16 protein-coding genes are annotated in these 15,343 nt (G+C 54.1%); 4 read left to right on the top strand and 12 right to left on the bottom strand.

Features of this window, described 5'->3' with window-relative positions:
• Positions 1 to 106 precede the first annotated feature (106 nt).
• Together SHIM_RS04210 and SHIM_RS04205 are read left to right on the top strand one after the other, a co-directional pair.
• On the top strand, positions 107 to 886 hold the full coding sequence (locus SHIM_RS04210; RefSeq protein WP_054001354.1) for a GNAT family N-acetyltransferase: 780 nt from the start codon (positions 107 to 109) through the stop codon (positions 884 to 886).
• Entirely contained in the window at positions 883 to 1,707 is an 825-nt protein-coding gene (locus SHIM_RS04205; protein ID WP_054001353.1) for a lysophospholipid acyltransferase family protein, read from the top strand. Before SHIM_RS04210 ends, SHIM_RS04205 begins: the two co-directional genes overlap by 4 nt.
• Here SHIM_RS04205 and SHIM_RS04200 read toward each other — a convergent pair.
• On the bottom strand, positions 1,704 to 2,312 hold the full coding sequence (locus SHIM_RS04200; protein WP_054001352.1) for a glutathione S-transferase family protein: 609 nt from the start codon (positions 2,310 to 2,312) through the stop codon (positions 1,704 to 1,706). The genes SHIM_RS04205 and SHIM_RS04200 overlap by 4 nt on opposite strands.
• Before the next feature lie 283 nt (positions 2,313 to 2,595).
• Here SHIM_RS04200 and rpsB point away from each other — a divergent pair, with 283 nt between their 5' ends.
• Positions 2,596 to 3,378, top strand: a complete 783-nt coding sequence (gene rpsB, locus SHIM_RS04195; protein WP_054001351.1) for a 30S ribosomal protein S2 — start codon at positions 2,596 to 2,598, stop codon at positions 3,376 to 3,378.
• 67 nt (positions 3,379 to 3,445) lie between these two features.
• Complete coding sequence (gene tsf, locus SHIM_RS04190) at positions 3,446 to 4,321, top strand: translation elongation factor Ts (protein WP_054001350.1); 876 nt, start codon at positions 3,446 to 3,448, stop codon at positions 4,319 to 4,321.
• Between the two features lie 360 nt (positions 4,322 to 4,681).
• Here the strand turns inward: tsf and SHIM_RS04185 are convergent, their stop codons facing one another.
• The 11 genes from SHIM_RS04185 to SHIM_RS04135 form a co-directional block, all read right to left on the bottom strand.
• Positions 4,682 to 5,449, bottom strand: coding sequence for a LuxR family transcriptional regulator (locus SHIM_RS04185; protein WP_054001349.1), 768 nt, complete (start codon positions 5,447 to 5,449; stop codon positions 4,682 to 4,684).
• 403 nt (positions 5,450 to 5,852) lie between these two features.
• A complete protein-coding gene (phoB, locus tag SHIM_RS04180; protein WP_054001348.1) occupies positions 5,853 to 6,542 on the bottom strand; it encodes a phosphate regulon transcriptional regulator PhoB in 690 nt (229 codons plus the stop codon).
• Positions 6,543 to 6,560: 18 nt separating this feature from the next.
• Positions 6,561 to 7,259 carry a phosphate signaling complex protein PhoU gene (gene phoU / locus SHIM_RS04175; protein WP_054001347.1) on the bottom strand — a complete coding sequence of 233 codons (699 nt, stop codon included), beginning with the start codon at positions 7,257 to 7,259 and terminating at the stop codon, positions 6,561 to 6,563.
• A gap of 14 nt (positions 7,260 to 7,273) precedes the next feature.
• Positions 7,274 to 8,071 (bottom strand): phosphate ABC transporter ATP-binding protein PstB, encoded by a 798-nt coding sequence (gene pstB, locus SHIM_RS04170; protein ID WP_054001346.1) that lies wholly within the window; start codon positions 8,069 to 8,071, stop codon positions 7,274 to 7,276.
• 18 nt (positions 8,072 to 8,089) lie between these two features.
• Positions 8,090 to 9,418 carry a phosphate ABC transporter permease PstA gene (pstA, locus tag SHIM_RS04165; protein ID WP_054001345.1) on the bottom strand — a complete coding sequence of 443 codons (1,329 nt, stop codon included), beginning with the start codon at positions 9,416 to 9,418 and terminating at the stop codon, positions 8,090 to 8,092.
• Positions 9,415 to 10,875 (bottom strand): phosphate ABC transporter permease subunit PstC, encoded by a 1,461-nt coding sequence (gene pstC / locus SHIM_RS04160; RefSeq protein ID WP_054001344.1) that lies wholly within the window; start codon positions 10,873 to 10,875, stop codon positions 9,415 to 9,417. The genes pstA and pstC overlap by 4 nt, the downstream gene beginning before the upstream one ends.
• A gap of 78 nt (positions 10,876 to 10,953) precedes the next feature.
• Entirely contained in the window at positions 10,954 to 11,964 is a 1,011-nt protein-coding gene (locus SHIM_RS04155) for a substrate-binding domain-containing protein (protein ID WP_054001343.1), read from the bottom strand.
• 128 nt (positions 11,965 to 12,092) lie between these two features.
• Positions 12,093 to 13,124 (bottom strand): ATP-binding protein, encoded by a 1,032-nt coding sequence (locus SHIM_RS04150; RefSeq protein WP_054001342.1) that lies wholly within the window; start codon positions 13,122 to 13,124, stop codon positions 12,093 to 12,095.
• Positions 13,125 to 13,211: 87 nt separating this feature from the next.
• The gene (locus SHIM_RS04145; RefSeq protein ID WP_054001341.1) at positions 13,212 to 13,739 is read right to left on the bottom strand and encodes a gamma carbonic anhydrase family protein; all 528 of its coding nucleotides are present in this window, start codon (positions 13,737 to 13,739) and stop codon (positions 13,212 to 13,214) included.
• Complete coding sequence (gmk, locus tag SHIM_RS04140; protein ID WP_054001340.1) at positions 13,739 to 14,380, bottom strand: guanylate kinase; 642 nt, start codon at positions 14,378 to 14,380, stop codon at positions 13,739 to 13,741. The genes SHIM_RS04145 and gmk overlap by 1 nt, the downstream gene beginning before the upstream one ends.
• Before the next feature lie 4 nt (positions 14,381 to 14,384).
• A complete protein-coding gene (locus SHIM_RS04135) occupies positions 14,385 to 15,275 on the bottom strand; it encodes a YicC/YloC family endoribonuclease (RefSeq protein WP_054001339.1) in 891 nt (296 codons plus the stop codon).
• Between the last annotated feature and the right edge of the window lie 68 nt (positions 15,276 to 15,343).

Below are 15,343 nucleotides of genomic sequence, written 5' to 3'. Positions count from 1 at the left end.
TAGGCGTCAACTGCCGGCGGGATTTTTCCCATTTCTGCCAGCTTGGTTGATTTAAGGCAATGCCGCGCCTAAAAAACGCGGCAACAAGAGGCGCAATAGCAGTACCATGACCGCACATACCCCTGATTTTGAAGTGAGACTTGCCAGCTCGGACGAAGATCTGAACGCTGCGCAAAGATTGCGTTATCGGGTCTTCGTCGAAGAATTGGGTGGCGGCGGTGCAATGGTCGATCACGACGCACGGCTTGAGCAAGACAAGTTTGATCCTTTTTATGACCACATGATTTTGATTGATCGCGCGCTTGGGTGCGATCCTTTGGATAAAGTCGTGGGCGTTTATCGCCTTTTGCGCCAGGACATGGCCCTAAAAATGGGGCAGTTTTACTCTGAAGATGAATACGACCTTAGCAAGCTAAAGGCGTCAGGTCGCAAGTTGATGGAGCTCGGTCGGTCATGCTTGTTGCCGGACTATCGCGGCGGAATCGCGATGTTTCATCTGTGGTCGGCGCTGGCAGCTTATGTTGCGGAACATGACGTCGAGATTTTGTTTGGCGTCGCGAGTTTTCATGGCACAGATGTGCACGCGCTGGCGCAACCACTGTCTTTGTTGCACACGCGGCACCTGGCGCCAAAAGACATTCGCACACGTACACAGCCGCAGCATTTTCAGAGCATGGATTTGGTGGCCGAAGATCAGATCGACCGGCGCGCGGCGATGTTGGAAGTACCGGCATTGATCAAAGCATATTTGCGGTTGGGCGGTTTTGTGGGCGAGGGGGCCTTTGTGGACCGTGCGTTCAACACCACAGATGTGTGTCTGATACTGGACACAGCCCGCATGAATGAGAAAAACCGCGCGCTTTATACAAAGGCGCGCCCCGCGTGAGTACCTGGGAGGGCCCAGAGGGGTATTTGCCGCACAAACCCCTGAACCTAGGAGGCTGGATTCGCGTTATCCTGCGCGGTGTACCTTTGGGAATATTGGTTTTTGGCTGCTTGATGCTGTTGCTTTTGGTGCGCATGTTTGAGGCGCCGATGTATGGTCTGCGTCGACCCTGGACGCCGTATATCACACGGTTTGTCTGCCGCGCGGCTTTCCGCATTCTTGGGATCGGATTTTCTTCAAAGGGAACGCCAATGACCCTCCGCGGGGCTGTTGTGGCAAATCACAGCTCGTGGCTGGATATCTTCACGCTGAATGCCCGCAAAAACGTTTATTTTGTTTCCAAAGCAGAGGTGGCCAAATGGCCGGGTATCGGCTGGTTGGCGCGGGCCACCGGGACAGTGTTTATCAACAGGGACCGCCGCGAGGCCGCCGCGCAAAAACGGGTTTTTGAAGACCGGCTCCTGGCGGGACACAAATTGCTGTTTTTCCCTGAAGGCACCAGCACCGATGGGCAACGTGTTTTGCCATTCAAATCAACGCTTTTCGCAGCCTTTTTCGACGCGCGATTGCATGATGAGATGCACATTCAACCAGTGACCGTGCGCTACATCGCTCCGAAAGGCGAAGATGCGCGGTTTTACGGATGGTGGGGAGACATGGGTTTTGGACCACATCTTTTGGTGACTTTGGGAGCTCGCCGGCAAGGTCATGTCGTCGTGGTCTATCACGAAGAACTGAGGGTCGCCGATTTTGACAGCCGCAAGGCATTGGCAGAGGCCGCGGAGCAAAAGGTCCGCGGCGCTTTGGTGTCAAAAGCCTAGCCGTTGTCGTGGGCCTGCGCCCGCTGATAAGCAGGCCGGGCGTGTATCGCTTCCACGAAGCTTGCCAGCGCTGGGTACTGTTTTGCGCCCTCGCCACGCACCGCGATTTCTGCCGGAAAGATCATCATCACATCCACCGCCGAAAGATCGTCTAACACAAAGTGTCCGGAGGGGCGCAGTTGGCTGTCCATATAAGAAAAGTGATTGTGCATCTCGGAGGTGATACGCGGCTGCAAGGGCGCGGCGGCGTCTCCTAGAATTGAGGTATACAGCCCCAAAAGCGGCGGCAGCATGGCGGACCCTTCCGCGAAATGCATGAGCTCCAAATGATCGACATAAGACATCGTGCCTTGTTCCGGGATCATTTGAGGCGCGTGTTTGGCGCAGACCATCTCCACTATGGCGGCGGATTCCGCAATCACACGCCCGTCCATTTCAATGACGGGTGACTTGCCCAGAGGGTGCACCTCGCGCAGCTCTGGCGGGGCCAGCCGCGTCTGTTTGTTGCGGTGGTAGGCCAAAAGATCGTAGTCGACGCCTATCTCTTCGAGCAGCCACATAATGCGCAGAGACCGAGACTTGTTAAGGTGATGCAAACGGATCATGGAAAGGCTCCTTGAGGGATGTCTGTGTGAACTGTACAAAACACCTGTGGCAATGTGAAAATTTTGCAGATTTTGGAACGCGGCGTCACGAGATGTTCGTAAATTCAGAACAAGCTGCGATTGCGGGTTGCACCGCCCAAGTTCCTCGTATAGACGCGCGACATTCAAACCCGCAGGCGGGGTTTGGGCTCGCGCAGGGGAGACATCCCTGTCAGTCCGCCGGTTGGAGCATCCGCTCTCACTTCTCCCCGCCAAGGCGTAAACCGGAAAAGGAAATACAAGCATGGCTCTTCCTGAGTTCTCCATGCGTCAGCTGCTGGAAGCTGGCGTTCACTTTGGCCACCAGACGCAACGTTGGAACCCCCGCATGGGCGAGTTCATCTACGGTTCGCGCAACGGCATCCACATTCTCGACCTGACCCAAACCGTTCCAATGCTGGACGCTGCACTGAACGCAATCCGTGAAACGGTTGCAAAAGGCGGCCGCGTTCTGTTCGTTGGCACCAAGCGTCAGGCAGCTGCACCGATTGCAGACGCGGCTGAAAAGTCGGCTCAGTACTACATGAACCACCGTTGGCTCGGCGGCACATTGACCAACTGGAAAACCGTTTCCCAGTCGATCAACCGGCTGAAAGAAATCGACGAGAAAATGGAATCGGGCGCCGATGGCCTGACCAAAAAAGAACGTCTGGGCATGGAACGTGACCAGGAGAAACTGCAAGCGTCGCTGGGCGGTATCCGCGACATGGGCGGTGTTCCTGACCTGCTGTTCGTTATCGACGTGAAAAAAGAAGCTCTGGCAATTGCAGAAGCCAACAAGCTGGGCATCCCTGTTGTGGCGATCGTTGACACCAACTGCAGCCCCGATGGCGTTGACTATATCATTCCTGGCAATGACGACGCGGCACGCGCTATCGCTTTGTATTGCGATCTGGCAGCCCGTTCGGCTCTCGACGGCATGACCGCACAGATGGGCGCAGCAGGCGTTGATCTTGGCGCATTCGAAGAAGCACCGGTTGAAGAAGTCGTTGCAGAAGAAGCACCGGCTGCAGAAGCCGAAGCGTAACAATTCTTACACGGGGGCAGGGTATAGCCCGCCCTCGTATATCCAATTCTGACGAGGAGAGCCAAAAATGGCGATCACAGCAGCTATGGTCAAAGAACTGCGCGAGATGACCGGCGCAGGTATGATGGACGCGAAAAAAGCGTTGACCGAAAATGATGGTGACCAAGAGGCAGCAATCGATTGGTTGCGCACCAAAGGTCTGGCGAAAGCGGCCAAGAAATCCGGTCGCACCGCGGCTGAGGGCCTTGTGGCCGTTAAAGTTGACGGCGGCAAAGGTGTTGCAGTTGAGGTTAACTCTGAAACCGATTTTGTTGGCAAAAATGCAGACTTCCAGTCGATGGTTTCCGCGATTGCTGGCGCTGCGGTTAACGTGTCTGACGTTGACGCGCTGAAAGCGGCAGATTTGGGCGGCAAGACCGTTGAAGAAACTGTTACCGACGCGGTTGCGACTATTGGTGAAAACATGTCCGTACGTCGCATGGCGACTGTGGAAGGCGACGTTGTGACTTCTTATGTTCACAACCCGGCCACCGACGGCATGGGCAAAATCGGCGTTCTGGTTGCGCTGAAAGGTGGCGACGAAGCCTTTGGTAAGCAAGTAGCGATGCACATTGCTGCTGCAAACCCGCAGTCGTTGTCCGAAGCAGACCTGGACGCGACCATTGTTGAAAAAGAACGCAATGTTCAAATCGAGATCGCCCGTGAATCCGGTAAGCCGGAGCAGGTGATCGAGAAAATGATCGTTGGCCGCATGAAGAAATTCATGTCCGAAGTGACCCTGTTGGGCCAAAACTTCGTGATCAACCCTGACTTGACCGTTGAAGCCGCCGCCAAAGAAGCGGGTGCAGAAATCGTCGGTTACGTCCGCATGGAAGTGGGCGAGGGCATCGAGAAAAAAGAAGAAGATTTTGCTGCAGAAGTGGCAAAAGCTGCTCAAGGCTAATCTTGCCTTAAAAGCGCAATAGAAAGGGCCGGTTCGCTGAACTGGCCCTTTTTTCGAGAAACTCAAGGGAACCTTGGTTTAAGCGTCAAAAAAACGACGCCATCCTGAGGACGGCGCCGTCTCTTTTTCTCGGTCTCCAAAACATGGGGATGGGGAGACCACCGAAAATTGCCAGCCTGAAAACCAAAATTAATCTTCAGACTGACGTCCGGGATTTACCGGTCAAAACAGAGAGCTTCGATATTGCGAAGATCCGCTCTGATATGTTCCAAAGGCCAAAGCCACCACTCACGGAACTGTTTCAGTTTGCCATTGTGTGGGCTAATTGGGCAAGTCAGGGTTACCTTACTAACAAAAAAATCAGGGTCGCGGCGCTTCAAGAAGATATATTTGCTTCATAAATGACGCTTTGAGCAGGGCTTGTGCGGTCGTCTCTACATTCATGGCATCGCGGGCCAACCTGAGGTGCTTTTCAACAGTCGCAGGAGTGCGCTCGATCAGCATTGCAATGTCTTGAATTGTTTTGCCATCGCCGACCCATTCAAGAACTTCACGCTGGCGGCTGGTTAATTCCCGCTCTGAATTTGCATGGGGCAGGGACTGTACTTTGAGGTGAGCAACGTTGTTGATGAGTTCGATCTCCCGTCCGTGTTTGTCCCACATTTCATCAATGTCGGCCTGCGGCAGATCACTGCGTGCCGCCAATGAAATCGCACCTTTGGTGCGCGAAGAAACCGTTGGGAAGCTGACTGTGTAGCCGGCCTGGATTCCAAAACTCTTGTTTACCTCAAGTACGTTTAGCTGTTGATCGCTCAGCGCGCCTTCGTTTAGCGCTTTGGCCGCCATTCCCCAGCTGGCGGCTCCAGAATTGTTCAAAGTCCACTGAAACATGGGCCCGTGAAAATACAGGCCTTCGCCAAGAAACCTGTGCAGATAGGCGGGATCATGATTGGACAGGATAAAGAAGTCATCTACATCGCCAACCATCATGCCGCTGCGATAATTGGTATAACCATAAATGATGCGGTCAAAGCCGAATTTGGCCATGTAGTTGCAGTGCTCTGGCCAAAGCTCTTCTAGTCGCGTGTGTCGGGTCAGATTTTCAATGTAGGCGAGCGTTTCGTTCATTCAAATGGGTCTTTCAAAGTATTCATACACGCGACATATCAACGACACGCCGAGTGGTGTGTACTTGTGACAAGTCGCCAATATCTGTGGTTTTGTGGTGGGTGAACAGTATGAGGAAGCGCGCAACTCTGTCCATAGTAGAATTCGTTGGTGTTTTCGGTACTTTAGGTCATGTAAATATAACATAATACCTATTATGCGCACTATGTTTCCTGACTGGTGACCTGGAACGGTATCCATCAACAAGTCAGATGACTCAATCTGCCCTGCAACAGAAACAGCAAAACTTTGGTTTAACCACCGCCATTAACTTGTTGTATTTGTGGAAATTACCCGCAGGGAAAGCTGGTCCAAGTCTCTAAAACTGCATTGGAGACGCCCGTTAAAAACTTTTGTTCCAAAGTCATCCTAGCGCGTAACCAGCGCCCCGAACCGTGCGCAAAGGATCTTCTCCACCTTGAGCACAAAGAGCTTTGCGAAGGCGCCCAATATGGACGTCCACTGTGCGGCTATCAACATAGATGTCACGCCCCCAAACACGATCCAGCAGCTGTTCGCGGCTCCAGACACGCCCCGGTTTTTCCATGAATGTCGTTAAGAGCCGAAACTCGGTTGGACCAAGCTTTAGCTGCTTTTCGCGGCGTGTGACGCGATGGGTTTCTGCGTCGAGTTCGATGTCTTCAAATTTAAGACGTTGTCCGACGGCCGCCGGTCGGACGCGGCGCAATTGGTTTCGGACGCGCGCCATAAGTTCCAAAACGGAATACGGTTTTATGACGTAGTCGTCAGCGCCGGTTTCAAGCCCCCTCACCCGGTCAACTTCCTCGGAACGCGCGGACAGCATGATAATCGGAATGCCAGCCGTCTCGGTCCGCGTTTTCAGTTGTCTACAGACTTCGATGCCGGAGGTTCCAGGCAACATCCAGTCCAGAACGATGATATCTGGACATACCTCTTGAACGACAATCAAAGCTTCGTCGCCGTCGGGTGCCGTTTCCACATAAAAACCTTCTGCCTGGAGATTGTAGGACAGAACTTCGCGTTGTGCGGGCTCGTCTTCGACAACCAGAACTGTGGGGTGATCTTTACTCATGACAACTTTCCCGTTTGGTCATTCTGCTTCGAGGCGCGTTGCCTTTGGGCGGTTTTCATCTGGCATGTTGCCGGAAACGAGGTAGATGACCTGCTCTGCCACAGACGTGACGTGGTCCCCCATGCGTTCTGTGTTTTTCGCGATGAAATGAAGATGCATACAGGGCGTGATGTGGCGCGGATCCTCCATCATGAAGGTGATGAATTCGCGGAACAAAGCGTTGTACATTTGATCGACGTCTCGGTCTCGTTCGAGAACTTCCTGCGCTTTGTCCATGTCACGCATAATAAACGCGTCTAGCACGTCTTTGAGCATTAGCTGAACTTCGCGTGCCATGCGTTGCAACGCGCCACGAGCGCCCTCGATGGGAGTCATGTGAACCAGCACTGCGTTACGTTTCGCGAGGTTCTTGGCGTAGTCACCAATGCGCTCAAGGTTGCTTGAGATTTTCATCACGGAAAGCACAACGCGTAAATCCAGCGCTGCCGGCGCGCGCAACGCAATTAAGTTGGCACATTCCTCGTTGATCAGTGAATCGAGCGCGTCAATTGCTTGATCACGCTTGATAACTTCGGCGGACAGTTCTTCGTCTTGATCGCGCAGCGCCTGGGAGGCGTCGACGATGGCGGCTTCGACCAAGCCACCCATCTTCATGATGTGAGCCTGGATTCCTTCAAGGTCACGGTCAAACGAGGAAACGATATGTTGATCAGGCATTTGCTGGTATCTCCTTAACCGATCCGGCCAGTGATGTAGTTTTGCGTCCGCTCGTCTTGCGGGTTTGTGAATATCTGCGAGGTGTCGCCGTATTCCACTAGGTTTCCGAGGTGGAAAAAGGCCGTTTTTTGACTCACCCGTGCGGCTTGCTGCATGGAGTGCGTGACGATCACTACTGAGAACTGATTGCGCAGCTCATCAATAAGTTCTTCAACCTGTGCTGTCGCAATGGGATCAAGTGCCGAGCATGGCTCATCCATCAACAGGACTTCGGGTTCCGTCGCCACGGCGCGTGCGATACACAAACGCTGTTGCTGACCGCCAGACAGTCCAGTGCCCGGAGCATCAAGGCGATCTTTGACCTCGTCCCAGATGGCACCGCGACGCAGGGACTTTTCAACGATAACATCAAGATCCGCTTTGCTATTGGCAAGGCCGTGAATTCTGGGACCGTACGCGATGTTGTCATAGATCGACTTCGGGAACGGGTTTGGTTTTTGGAAAACCATGCCCACTTTGGCCCGCAACTGAACAGGATCCACACGTTTGTCGTAGATGTCCTCGTTGTCGATCTTGATGTCGCCCACAACGCGGCACACGTCAATTGTGTCGTTCATCCGATTGATACAGCGCAAGAAAGTTGACTTGCCACACCCCGACGGGCCGATGAAAGCCGTGACCGTCTTGGCGTCAATATCCACGTTCACATCTTTGATAGCGTGCGTGTCGCCGTAGTACACTTGCACATCGCGAGCAGAGATTTTTGTTGTCTTCTGATTCACGGCATCCCCCAAAATTGGTGCGTCATACATGTCTTGATTTTCCTAAGCTTACCAGCGGCGCTCAAAGCGGCGGCGCAAGATGATAGCGATGGCATTCATAAACAGCAGGAATACCAGTAGCACAATAATGGCCCCGGAGGCGCGCTCCGCAAAGGCCGGGTCGGCGCGTTGTGTCCAGTTATAAACCTGAACCGGCAATGCGGCGGCAGGATCAAACAGACCTTCTGGTGGCGCGCCCGGGAACTCGCGGACAAAGGCGACCATCCCGATCAACAGAAGTGGCGCCGTTTCACCAAGTGCCTGCGCAAGCCCGATAATGGTGCCGGTCAAGATGCCCGGTGCAGCCAGAGGCAAAACGTGGTGGAAGACCGCTTGCATCTTGGAGGCCCCTACCCCCAATGCTGCATCTCGGATCGATGGCGGCACGGCCTTGAGCGATGCACGTGTTGAGATGATAATCGTCGGCAACGTCATCAATGTCAGCACGAGGCCACCCACGATGGGCGCCGATTGCGGCAGTCCTGCGAAGTTGATGAAAATCGCAAGGCCGAGAATACCAAACACGATCGACGGGACCGCCGCGAGGTTTGAGATGTTGACCTCGACAATGTCGGTAAACCAGTTTCTGGGAGCAAATTCCTCGAGATAGATCGAAGCAGCCACCCCGATTGGCAGCGTCAGAAAGAGCACCACGCCCATCATGTAAAGTGAGCCCAGAATAGCGACGCCAAGACCCGCGGCCTCGGGACGGTTCTCCGAAGCGTCCGCTCGCGTAAGAAATCCCCAGTTGAAGGACGTTTTCAAAAGGCCCGCGTCTTTAAGCTTATCGGCGAACATCAGTTGTTCAGGAGAAATGTTGCTGTCGCGCTCCGCGCTCTCCATCGTAACCCGGCCCTTGTAATAGCCGTCAATGCGGCCAGAGGTGAGAAACTTGAAGCTGACGGTTTCGCCAATCATGTCCGGGTTATTCAACACGAACCGACGCATCTCAGCGGCGGCCTCTTTAGACACCATCTTGGCCGCGTCTTTGGCTTTCAGACCCTCAACGGCCATGCCGGGCGAGTCCATTTGTGTTTGCAACGAATTCTTGATCAGTGGCGCATATCCAAACGTCGAAACCTTGCGGATCTTGTCAAGATCGCGGGATCCGTCTTTGTCCAGCTTGGCCGGATCGAGGTAGATCTCCAGCGTGACAAAGGTCTGTTTGAAGGCCGACAAGCCGTTGCTCAGAATTGATGTCATCAGACCAGCGAGCGCCAGCATTGCCAACACAATGGCGATTACACCGTACACGCGAAACCGTTTTTCGGCAGCGTTGCGGCGACGCGTACGGTCGTCGACAGTGAGAAGTGACGAAGTGGGTGAAACGTCGGTCATTCGTACTGCTCCCGGTACTTGCGAACGATGTAAAGCGCGAGAACGTTAAGTCCAAGCGTCAGGACAAAAAGTGAAAGGCCAAGTGCGAATGCAACCAGCGTTTCAGGGCTGGCGAACTCGGTATCACCGGTCAGCTGGCTGACGATTTTTACTGTGATGGTGGTCATGGCCTCAAGCGGATTGAGGCTGAGCTTGGCCGCGGCCCCTGCCCCCATGACCACAATCATCGTCTCGCCAATGGCGCGCGAGGCCGCCAAAAGAATGGCGCCGACGATGCCCGGCAAAGCCGCCGGTATGATCACTTGTTTTACGGTTTCCGATTGCGTTGCCCCAAGGCCGTAGGACCCATCGCGCATTGCTTGTGGAACCGCATTGATCACGTCATCGGACAGCGAAGACACAAAGGGGATCAACATGATGCCCATAACGATACCAGCGGTCAGAACGGAAGAAGACGACTGCCCAAGTCCCAAAGGTTGCGCGAAATAGTCTCGCAACAAGGGCCCCACCGTGATTAGTGCGAAAAGACCATAAACAATCGTCGGGATGCCCGCGAGAATTTCGACGGCCGGCTTCACAATCGAGCGCACTCTATTGGTCGCGTATTCGGACAAATAAACTGCGACGAACAAGCCGATTGGCACGGCAAACACAAGCGCCACAAAAGAGACGTAGAGCGTCCCCCAGAGAAGAGGAATAAACCCAAGGTCAGAGCCGCCGGTGAACTGCGGGTTCCAGGTCAGGTTAAAGAAAAAGTCTTTGGCGGGATACAGTTGGAAGAAGTGCAGCGTTTCAAAAACCAGCGATGCGATGATGCCTACAGTGGTCAGGATCGCAACGAGAGACGACAAGATCAGCAGCGCCTTGACGGCTTGTTCTGAAACATTGCGCGCACGGTATTCCGGCTTAATACGGGTCAAAGCAAAAACAAGACCCAACACACTCAGAGCAAGTGCGACGACGGCCATTGCAACCCGCAGCGTGCTGGTCAAAATTCGGAACTCTTTCGCGGCAGCCAGAATATTCTGCTGCACGTCCGAGGCCACAGCCACACCAACCTCTGCCAACAATGCGCGCACATCGGTGGACGCGGTGTTTAGCTTTTCGATGCCAGTTTCGCTCAGCTTTCCAGCTGTCACAGCAACATCGAGGCCATTTGCAATCCGGCGCACATCCGCCATTACCAGCGTGCGCGAACTGCCTTCGGCGATGTCCCCAGAAACGATCATGCCGGAGATTTGGCTTTCGACAAACATTGGTTGCAAAATCAGCCACGCAAAGGTCACCAAGAGCGCGGGAACGGCTGCGAACAGAAACGTCGCTTGTCCGTAATAGCTCGGCAGGGAATGCAACTGGCGAATATCGCCACCTGCTGTGCTGAGAGATTTCGCTCTCCCAACAAAAAAGCCGACGGTCGCAACAGCGACGACGGCGAGAATTACAAGACCGGCGCTCATCTTAACTCCATACGCAGTAAGGTGGTGTCGAGTGATGGCGCCCCCATTTGCAGGGGCGCCATCGTGATCATTGCTCGCTTAGTTCAACGGAGCCATTGGTGTGCCGTTGGCAACCATTTCCTGAGTTGCGGCCAGTTCCGGATCGGAAACCAGACCATACTCTGCCAGCGGGCCATCAGGGCCAGCCATGTCGTCAGATACGAAGAAGTCGATGTATTCCTGCAGGCCAGGGATCACACCCAGGTGCGCTTTCTTCACGTAGAAGAACAGCGGACGGGACACAGGGTATTCGCCGGACGCAACGGTTTCAGTCGACGGAGTAATGTCGTCCATTGTCGCAACAATCAGCTTGTCTGTGTTGTTCTGGTAGAATGACAGACCAAAGACACCGATGGCGTTTTTGTTGGCGTCCAGACGGGCCAGAGTTTCGGTGTAATCACCGTCGATGTCGACAGACAGGCCGTCGGTGCGCAACGCGTGACATGCTTTCTTGTCGCCCAGCAGTTCCAGAGCGCCGGTTGCTTTACAGCCAGCTTCCAGAACTTTTTTGTCGAACACTTCGCGTGTGCCGTGCTTGGTACCCGGGATGAAAGCCAGGATATTGTTGGCAGGCAGGTCGGCATTGGCGTCGGCCCAAGTTTTGTTTGGGTTGGCAACCAGCTTGCCGTCTACGACAACTTCCTTGGCGATGGCATTGAACCAGTCAGCCGGAGTGAAGGCGAAGGACGGGCCGTTGATGTCGGATGCGAACACGATGCCGTCATAGCCAAAGCGCACTTCCATGATGTCGTTCACACCATTGGTTCCGCACAGATCGATGTCGGACTGTTTGATGCGCGAAGAAGAGTTCGCGATGTCGATGGTGTTAGGGCCAACGCCTTCGCACATTTTCTTACGGCCAGCACCGGAACCGCCACCTTCAACAACGGGTGTTGGAAATTCGAAGTTCTCACCGAATGCTTCGGCAACGATTGTGGCGTATGGCAGAACGGTCGACGATCCAGCGATCTGAACCTGATCACGAGCGGCGACCGATGTAGCGGCGATGGCTGCAACGGCGATGGCCGAAGCGGTCAGTTTGACGGACATATGTGTAACTCCAATTGTTCGTGACTGTCGGGCGACAGCCTTGGTGGCCGAAGTAAGCCTCCTAAACAAAGCTTTTGTGACACGCATGTAACAGCAATATGACAGTTCCGGAGGTCGGCGGAAAATCGTCAATGAACCGGTAAGAAAACACTTATCTCGGTACCTTCCCCAAGAACACTTTCAATCTCAAGGCGACCCCGATGGCGGTGGATGATGTGTTTTACGATCGCGAGGCCCAATCCTGTGCCGCCTTTCTCGCGAGATCTGTGGGAATCTATCCTGTAGAACCGTTCTGTGAGGCGCGGCAGGTGAATCTCATCGATTCCCGGCCCGTTGTCGCGAATCGTTAGCCGGACAGCGGGACCGCGCACCCCAAGAACCCGTGGCAGTTCACTCAGAGACAAGGTGACATTGGTTCCTTGCCCACCATATTTTATTGCGTTTTCAATGAGGTTCGTAACCACCTGAAGCAATTGGTCAGAATCGCCAAGCACAGTTTGGTCGCTATTTTCGTTCTCGAAAGTCAGTGCGGATCGATTTTCTTCTGCCAAAGGCGATAGGTTTTGAACTGACGCGTTCACAATGCGGCACAGATCCACTGGATCGGTCGGTCGCATTCGGGAAACTTCTTCGACTTTGCTCAGCGAAAGCAGATCGCCAACCAAACGATTCATGCGGCTTGCTTCGTTGGACATCGTGGTCAGAAAGCGTTCCTGAGCAACGGGATCGTTTTTCGCCGGTCCTTGAAGCGTTTCGATAAAGCCCAGAATGGCCGTCAAAGGCGTACGCAACTCATGGCTGACATTTGCCACAAAGTCCCGCCGCATCTGGTCCAGTTGGCGCTCTTCTGTGACGTCACGAAAACAGACTATACCGCCGCCGCCTTCGACCGGAGAACACAGCACTTCGTATCGGTGCTCCTGACGCCCGTCGTTGTGTAGATACAGACTTCGCTGCTGCTGACGCGTTCGAAGGCATTTTTCCACCGCGTCGTTTAACGCAGGTTGTCGAAAAACCAGAATAAGCGGCCGGTTCTCGCTGGCCTGTGGCTGTAGTTCAACCGCGCGCGCGTTTGCGGCGGTAACACGGCCGTCGGCATCCACAAAGAAAGCCGGTAACGGCACAGCTTCTAGGACGGAGGCGTTGAAGTTCTCGGTCATTGGGTCAGTTGTCTCGGTTACGTTGCTTTTAACGCAAACCAGACGTGTCCTTTTCAACAAAATTATGACAGTCGGCACACATTGCGTTTAATCGGCAATGTGACGCAGCCCACCGGAAAAGCGCCGCGCATTGTTTTGGTAATGCAGGGCAGACATCTGCAGGCCCTGTATCGCCTGATCATCAAGTTGGCGTACAACTTTGCCCGGCGCGCCCATCACCAAACTGCCGTCTGGAATCTCTTTGCCTTCGGTGATCAGGGCCCCTGCCCCAATCAGACAGTTTTTACCAATCTTGGCCCCGTTCAGAACCGTGGCACCCATGCCAATCAGGCTGCCATCGCCAACCGTACAGCCGTGCAGCATGGCCTTGTGGCCGATCGTGCAATTTGTACCGATGGTCAGAGCAAAACCGGGGTCTGTGTGCATGACAGTGTTCTCTTGAACATTGGATCCGGCGCCGATGTGAATTGTTTCATTGTCGCCCCGCAGAGTGCAGCCAAACCACACAGAGGTTTGAGCCTCAAGCACCACGTTGCCAATGACATTGGCATCGGGCGCCACCCACGAATTTGGATCTATGGAAGGCGCCACACGATCAAGTTCGTAAATTGGCATTATGGCATCTCCTGAAACTGGTCCTGCAAGTCCCGCACATGTGATTGAACGGCGGGTTGTTGTTCCCGCCGCATGCGCTCAGCCGTGATAATGGTCTTGAGCTGCGCCTCCGTGGCGTCCAGATTGTCGTTGATCAAGACATAGTCATATGCGCCCCAGTGGCTGATTTCGTCCCAACTTTTGAGCATGCGCTTGGCGATCACGTCTTCGCTGTCTTGCGCACGCGACACCAGACGGCGGTGCAACTCTTCAATTGACGGCGGCAAAATGAAAATCGAAAGCGCATGTTTGCCCAAATCGGAATTGCGGATTTGCTGCTCACCCTGCCAGTCAACGTCAAAAAGCACGTCATTACCTGCTTCGATTGTGTCTTTAACCGGTCCCGCGGGAGACCCATAAAAGTTGCCAAACACGTGCGCATGTTCAAGCATCTGGTTCTCGGAAACCTGTGTTTTGAAGTCGTCCTCGGAAAGGAAAACGTAGTCTCGCCCATTCTCTTCGCCCGGTCGTGGCTGGCGGGTGGTTGCGGAAACCGAAAAACTAAGGCCAGAATCCCAAGTCATCAGCCGTTTTGCCAAAGTCGATTTGCCCGCGCCGGACGGCGACGACAGAATAATTAGGAGCCCGCGTCTCTGTGTCATGTTTCTATTCCACGTTTTGAACCTGTTCGCGCATCTGATCGATCACGGCTTTGAGGTCCAGACCAATTTGAGTCAAATCCACTGATTGCGCCTTGGAGCACAGGGTATTGGCCTCACGATTGAATTCCTGCATCAGAAAATCGAGTTTGCGGCCGATCGGTCCTTCGGTGGCGAGCAACGTTCTCGCGGCGCCAACATGCGCATGCAGACGGTCTAGTTCCTCCATTACATCGGATTTCACCGCAATCATCGCAAGTTCCTGTGCAACGCGCGCTTCATCGGCGCCCTCGGTGTTTTCCATTACCCGCGCAAGGTTTTCGCGCAGCGTTTTCGCAGTGGATTGGCGCCGGGATTCGGCCGCAACCGACGCGGATTTAGTTAAAATTTCAATTTGACTCACTTGTTCCATGAGCACGTCATAAAGGGACTGACCCTCGGCTTGACGCATTTCGACAAAGCTTGAAATCAAGTCCGGAAGCTGCGCAGCGAGCGCGCCCAACAATTTTTTCTGTCCGCTGTCCGGAGCTACATTTTCCAAAACGCCACGCACCGCCATCAGATCTGATGCGCGCGAGGGCTGCAAAGCCACCCCCTGGTCCATGGCTGTAGTTTCGACAACTTGCAGAGCTTGGATCACGGCCTGTAGCTGCTGTTCGTTTACGGCGAGTGTGCCCTGCTCATCGCCTTTGTTTACACGCAGATTGAGGTTTACAGAGCCCCTCCCCAAAGACTTTGACAATGCGCCCTTCACGACCGCTTCAAGTCCTTCGATCCAATCCGGCATGCGCAAACGGATGTCCAATCCTTTGGCATTCACGCTGCGCAAATCCCACGCCCACGTGTATCCGTCTTCCTCACCTTTGAGGGCCGCAAAACCGGTCATCGAATGCAACATGGACTTCTCCTTTTGTCCGTTGATTACTTGATACCTAAAGGCATTGGTCGACTTAGAGCAATGTCGCA

This window comes from Shimia sp. SK013 (genome assembly GCF_001292625.1).
Taxonomy (GTDB): domain Bacteria; phylum Pseudomonadota; class Alphaproteobacteria; order Rhodobacterales; family Rhodobacteraceae; genus Shimia.
The sequence above is the reverse complement of the archived record's forward strand: the minus strand, read 5'-3'. Positions and strand labels throughout refer to the sequence as shown.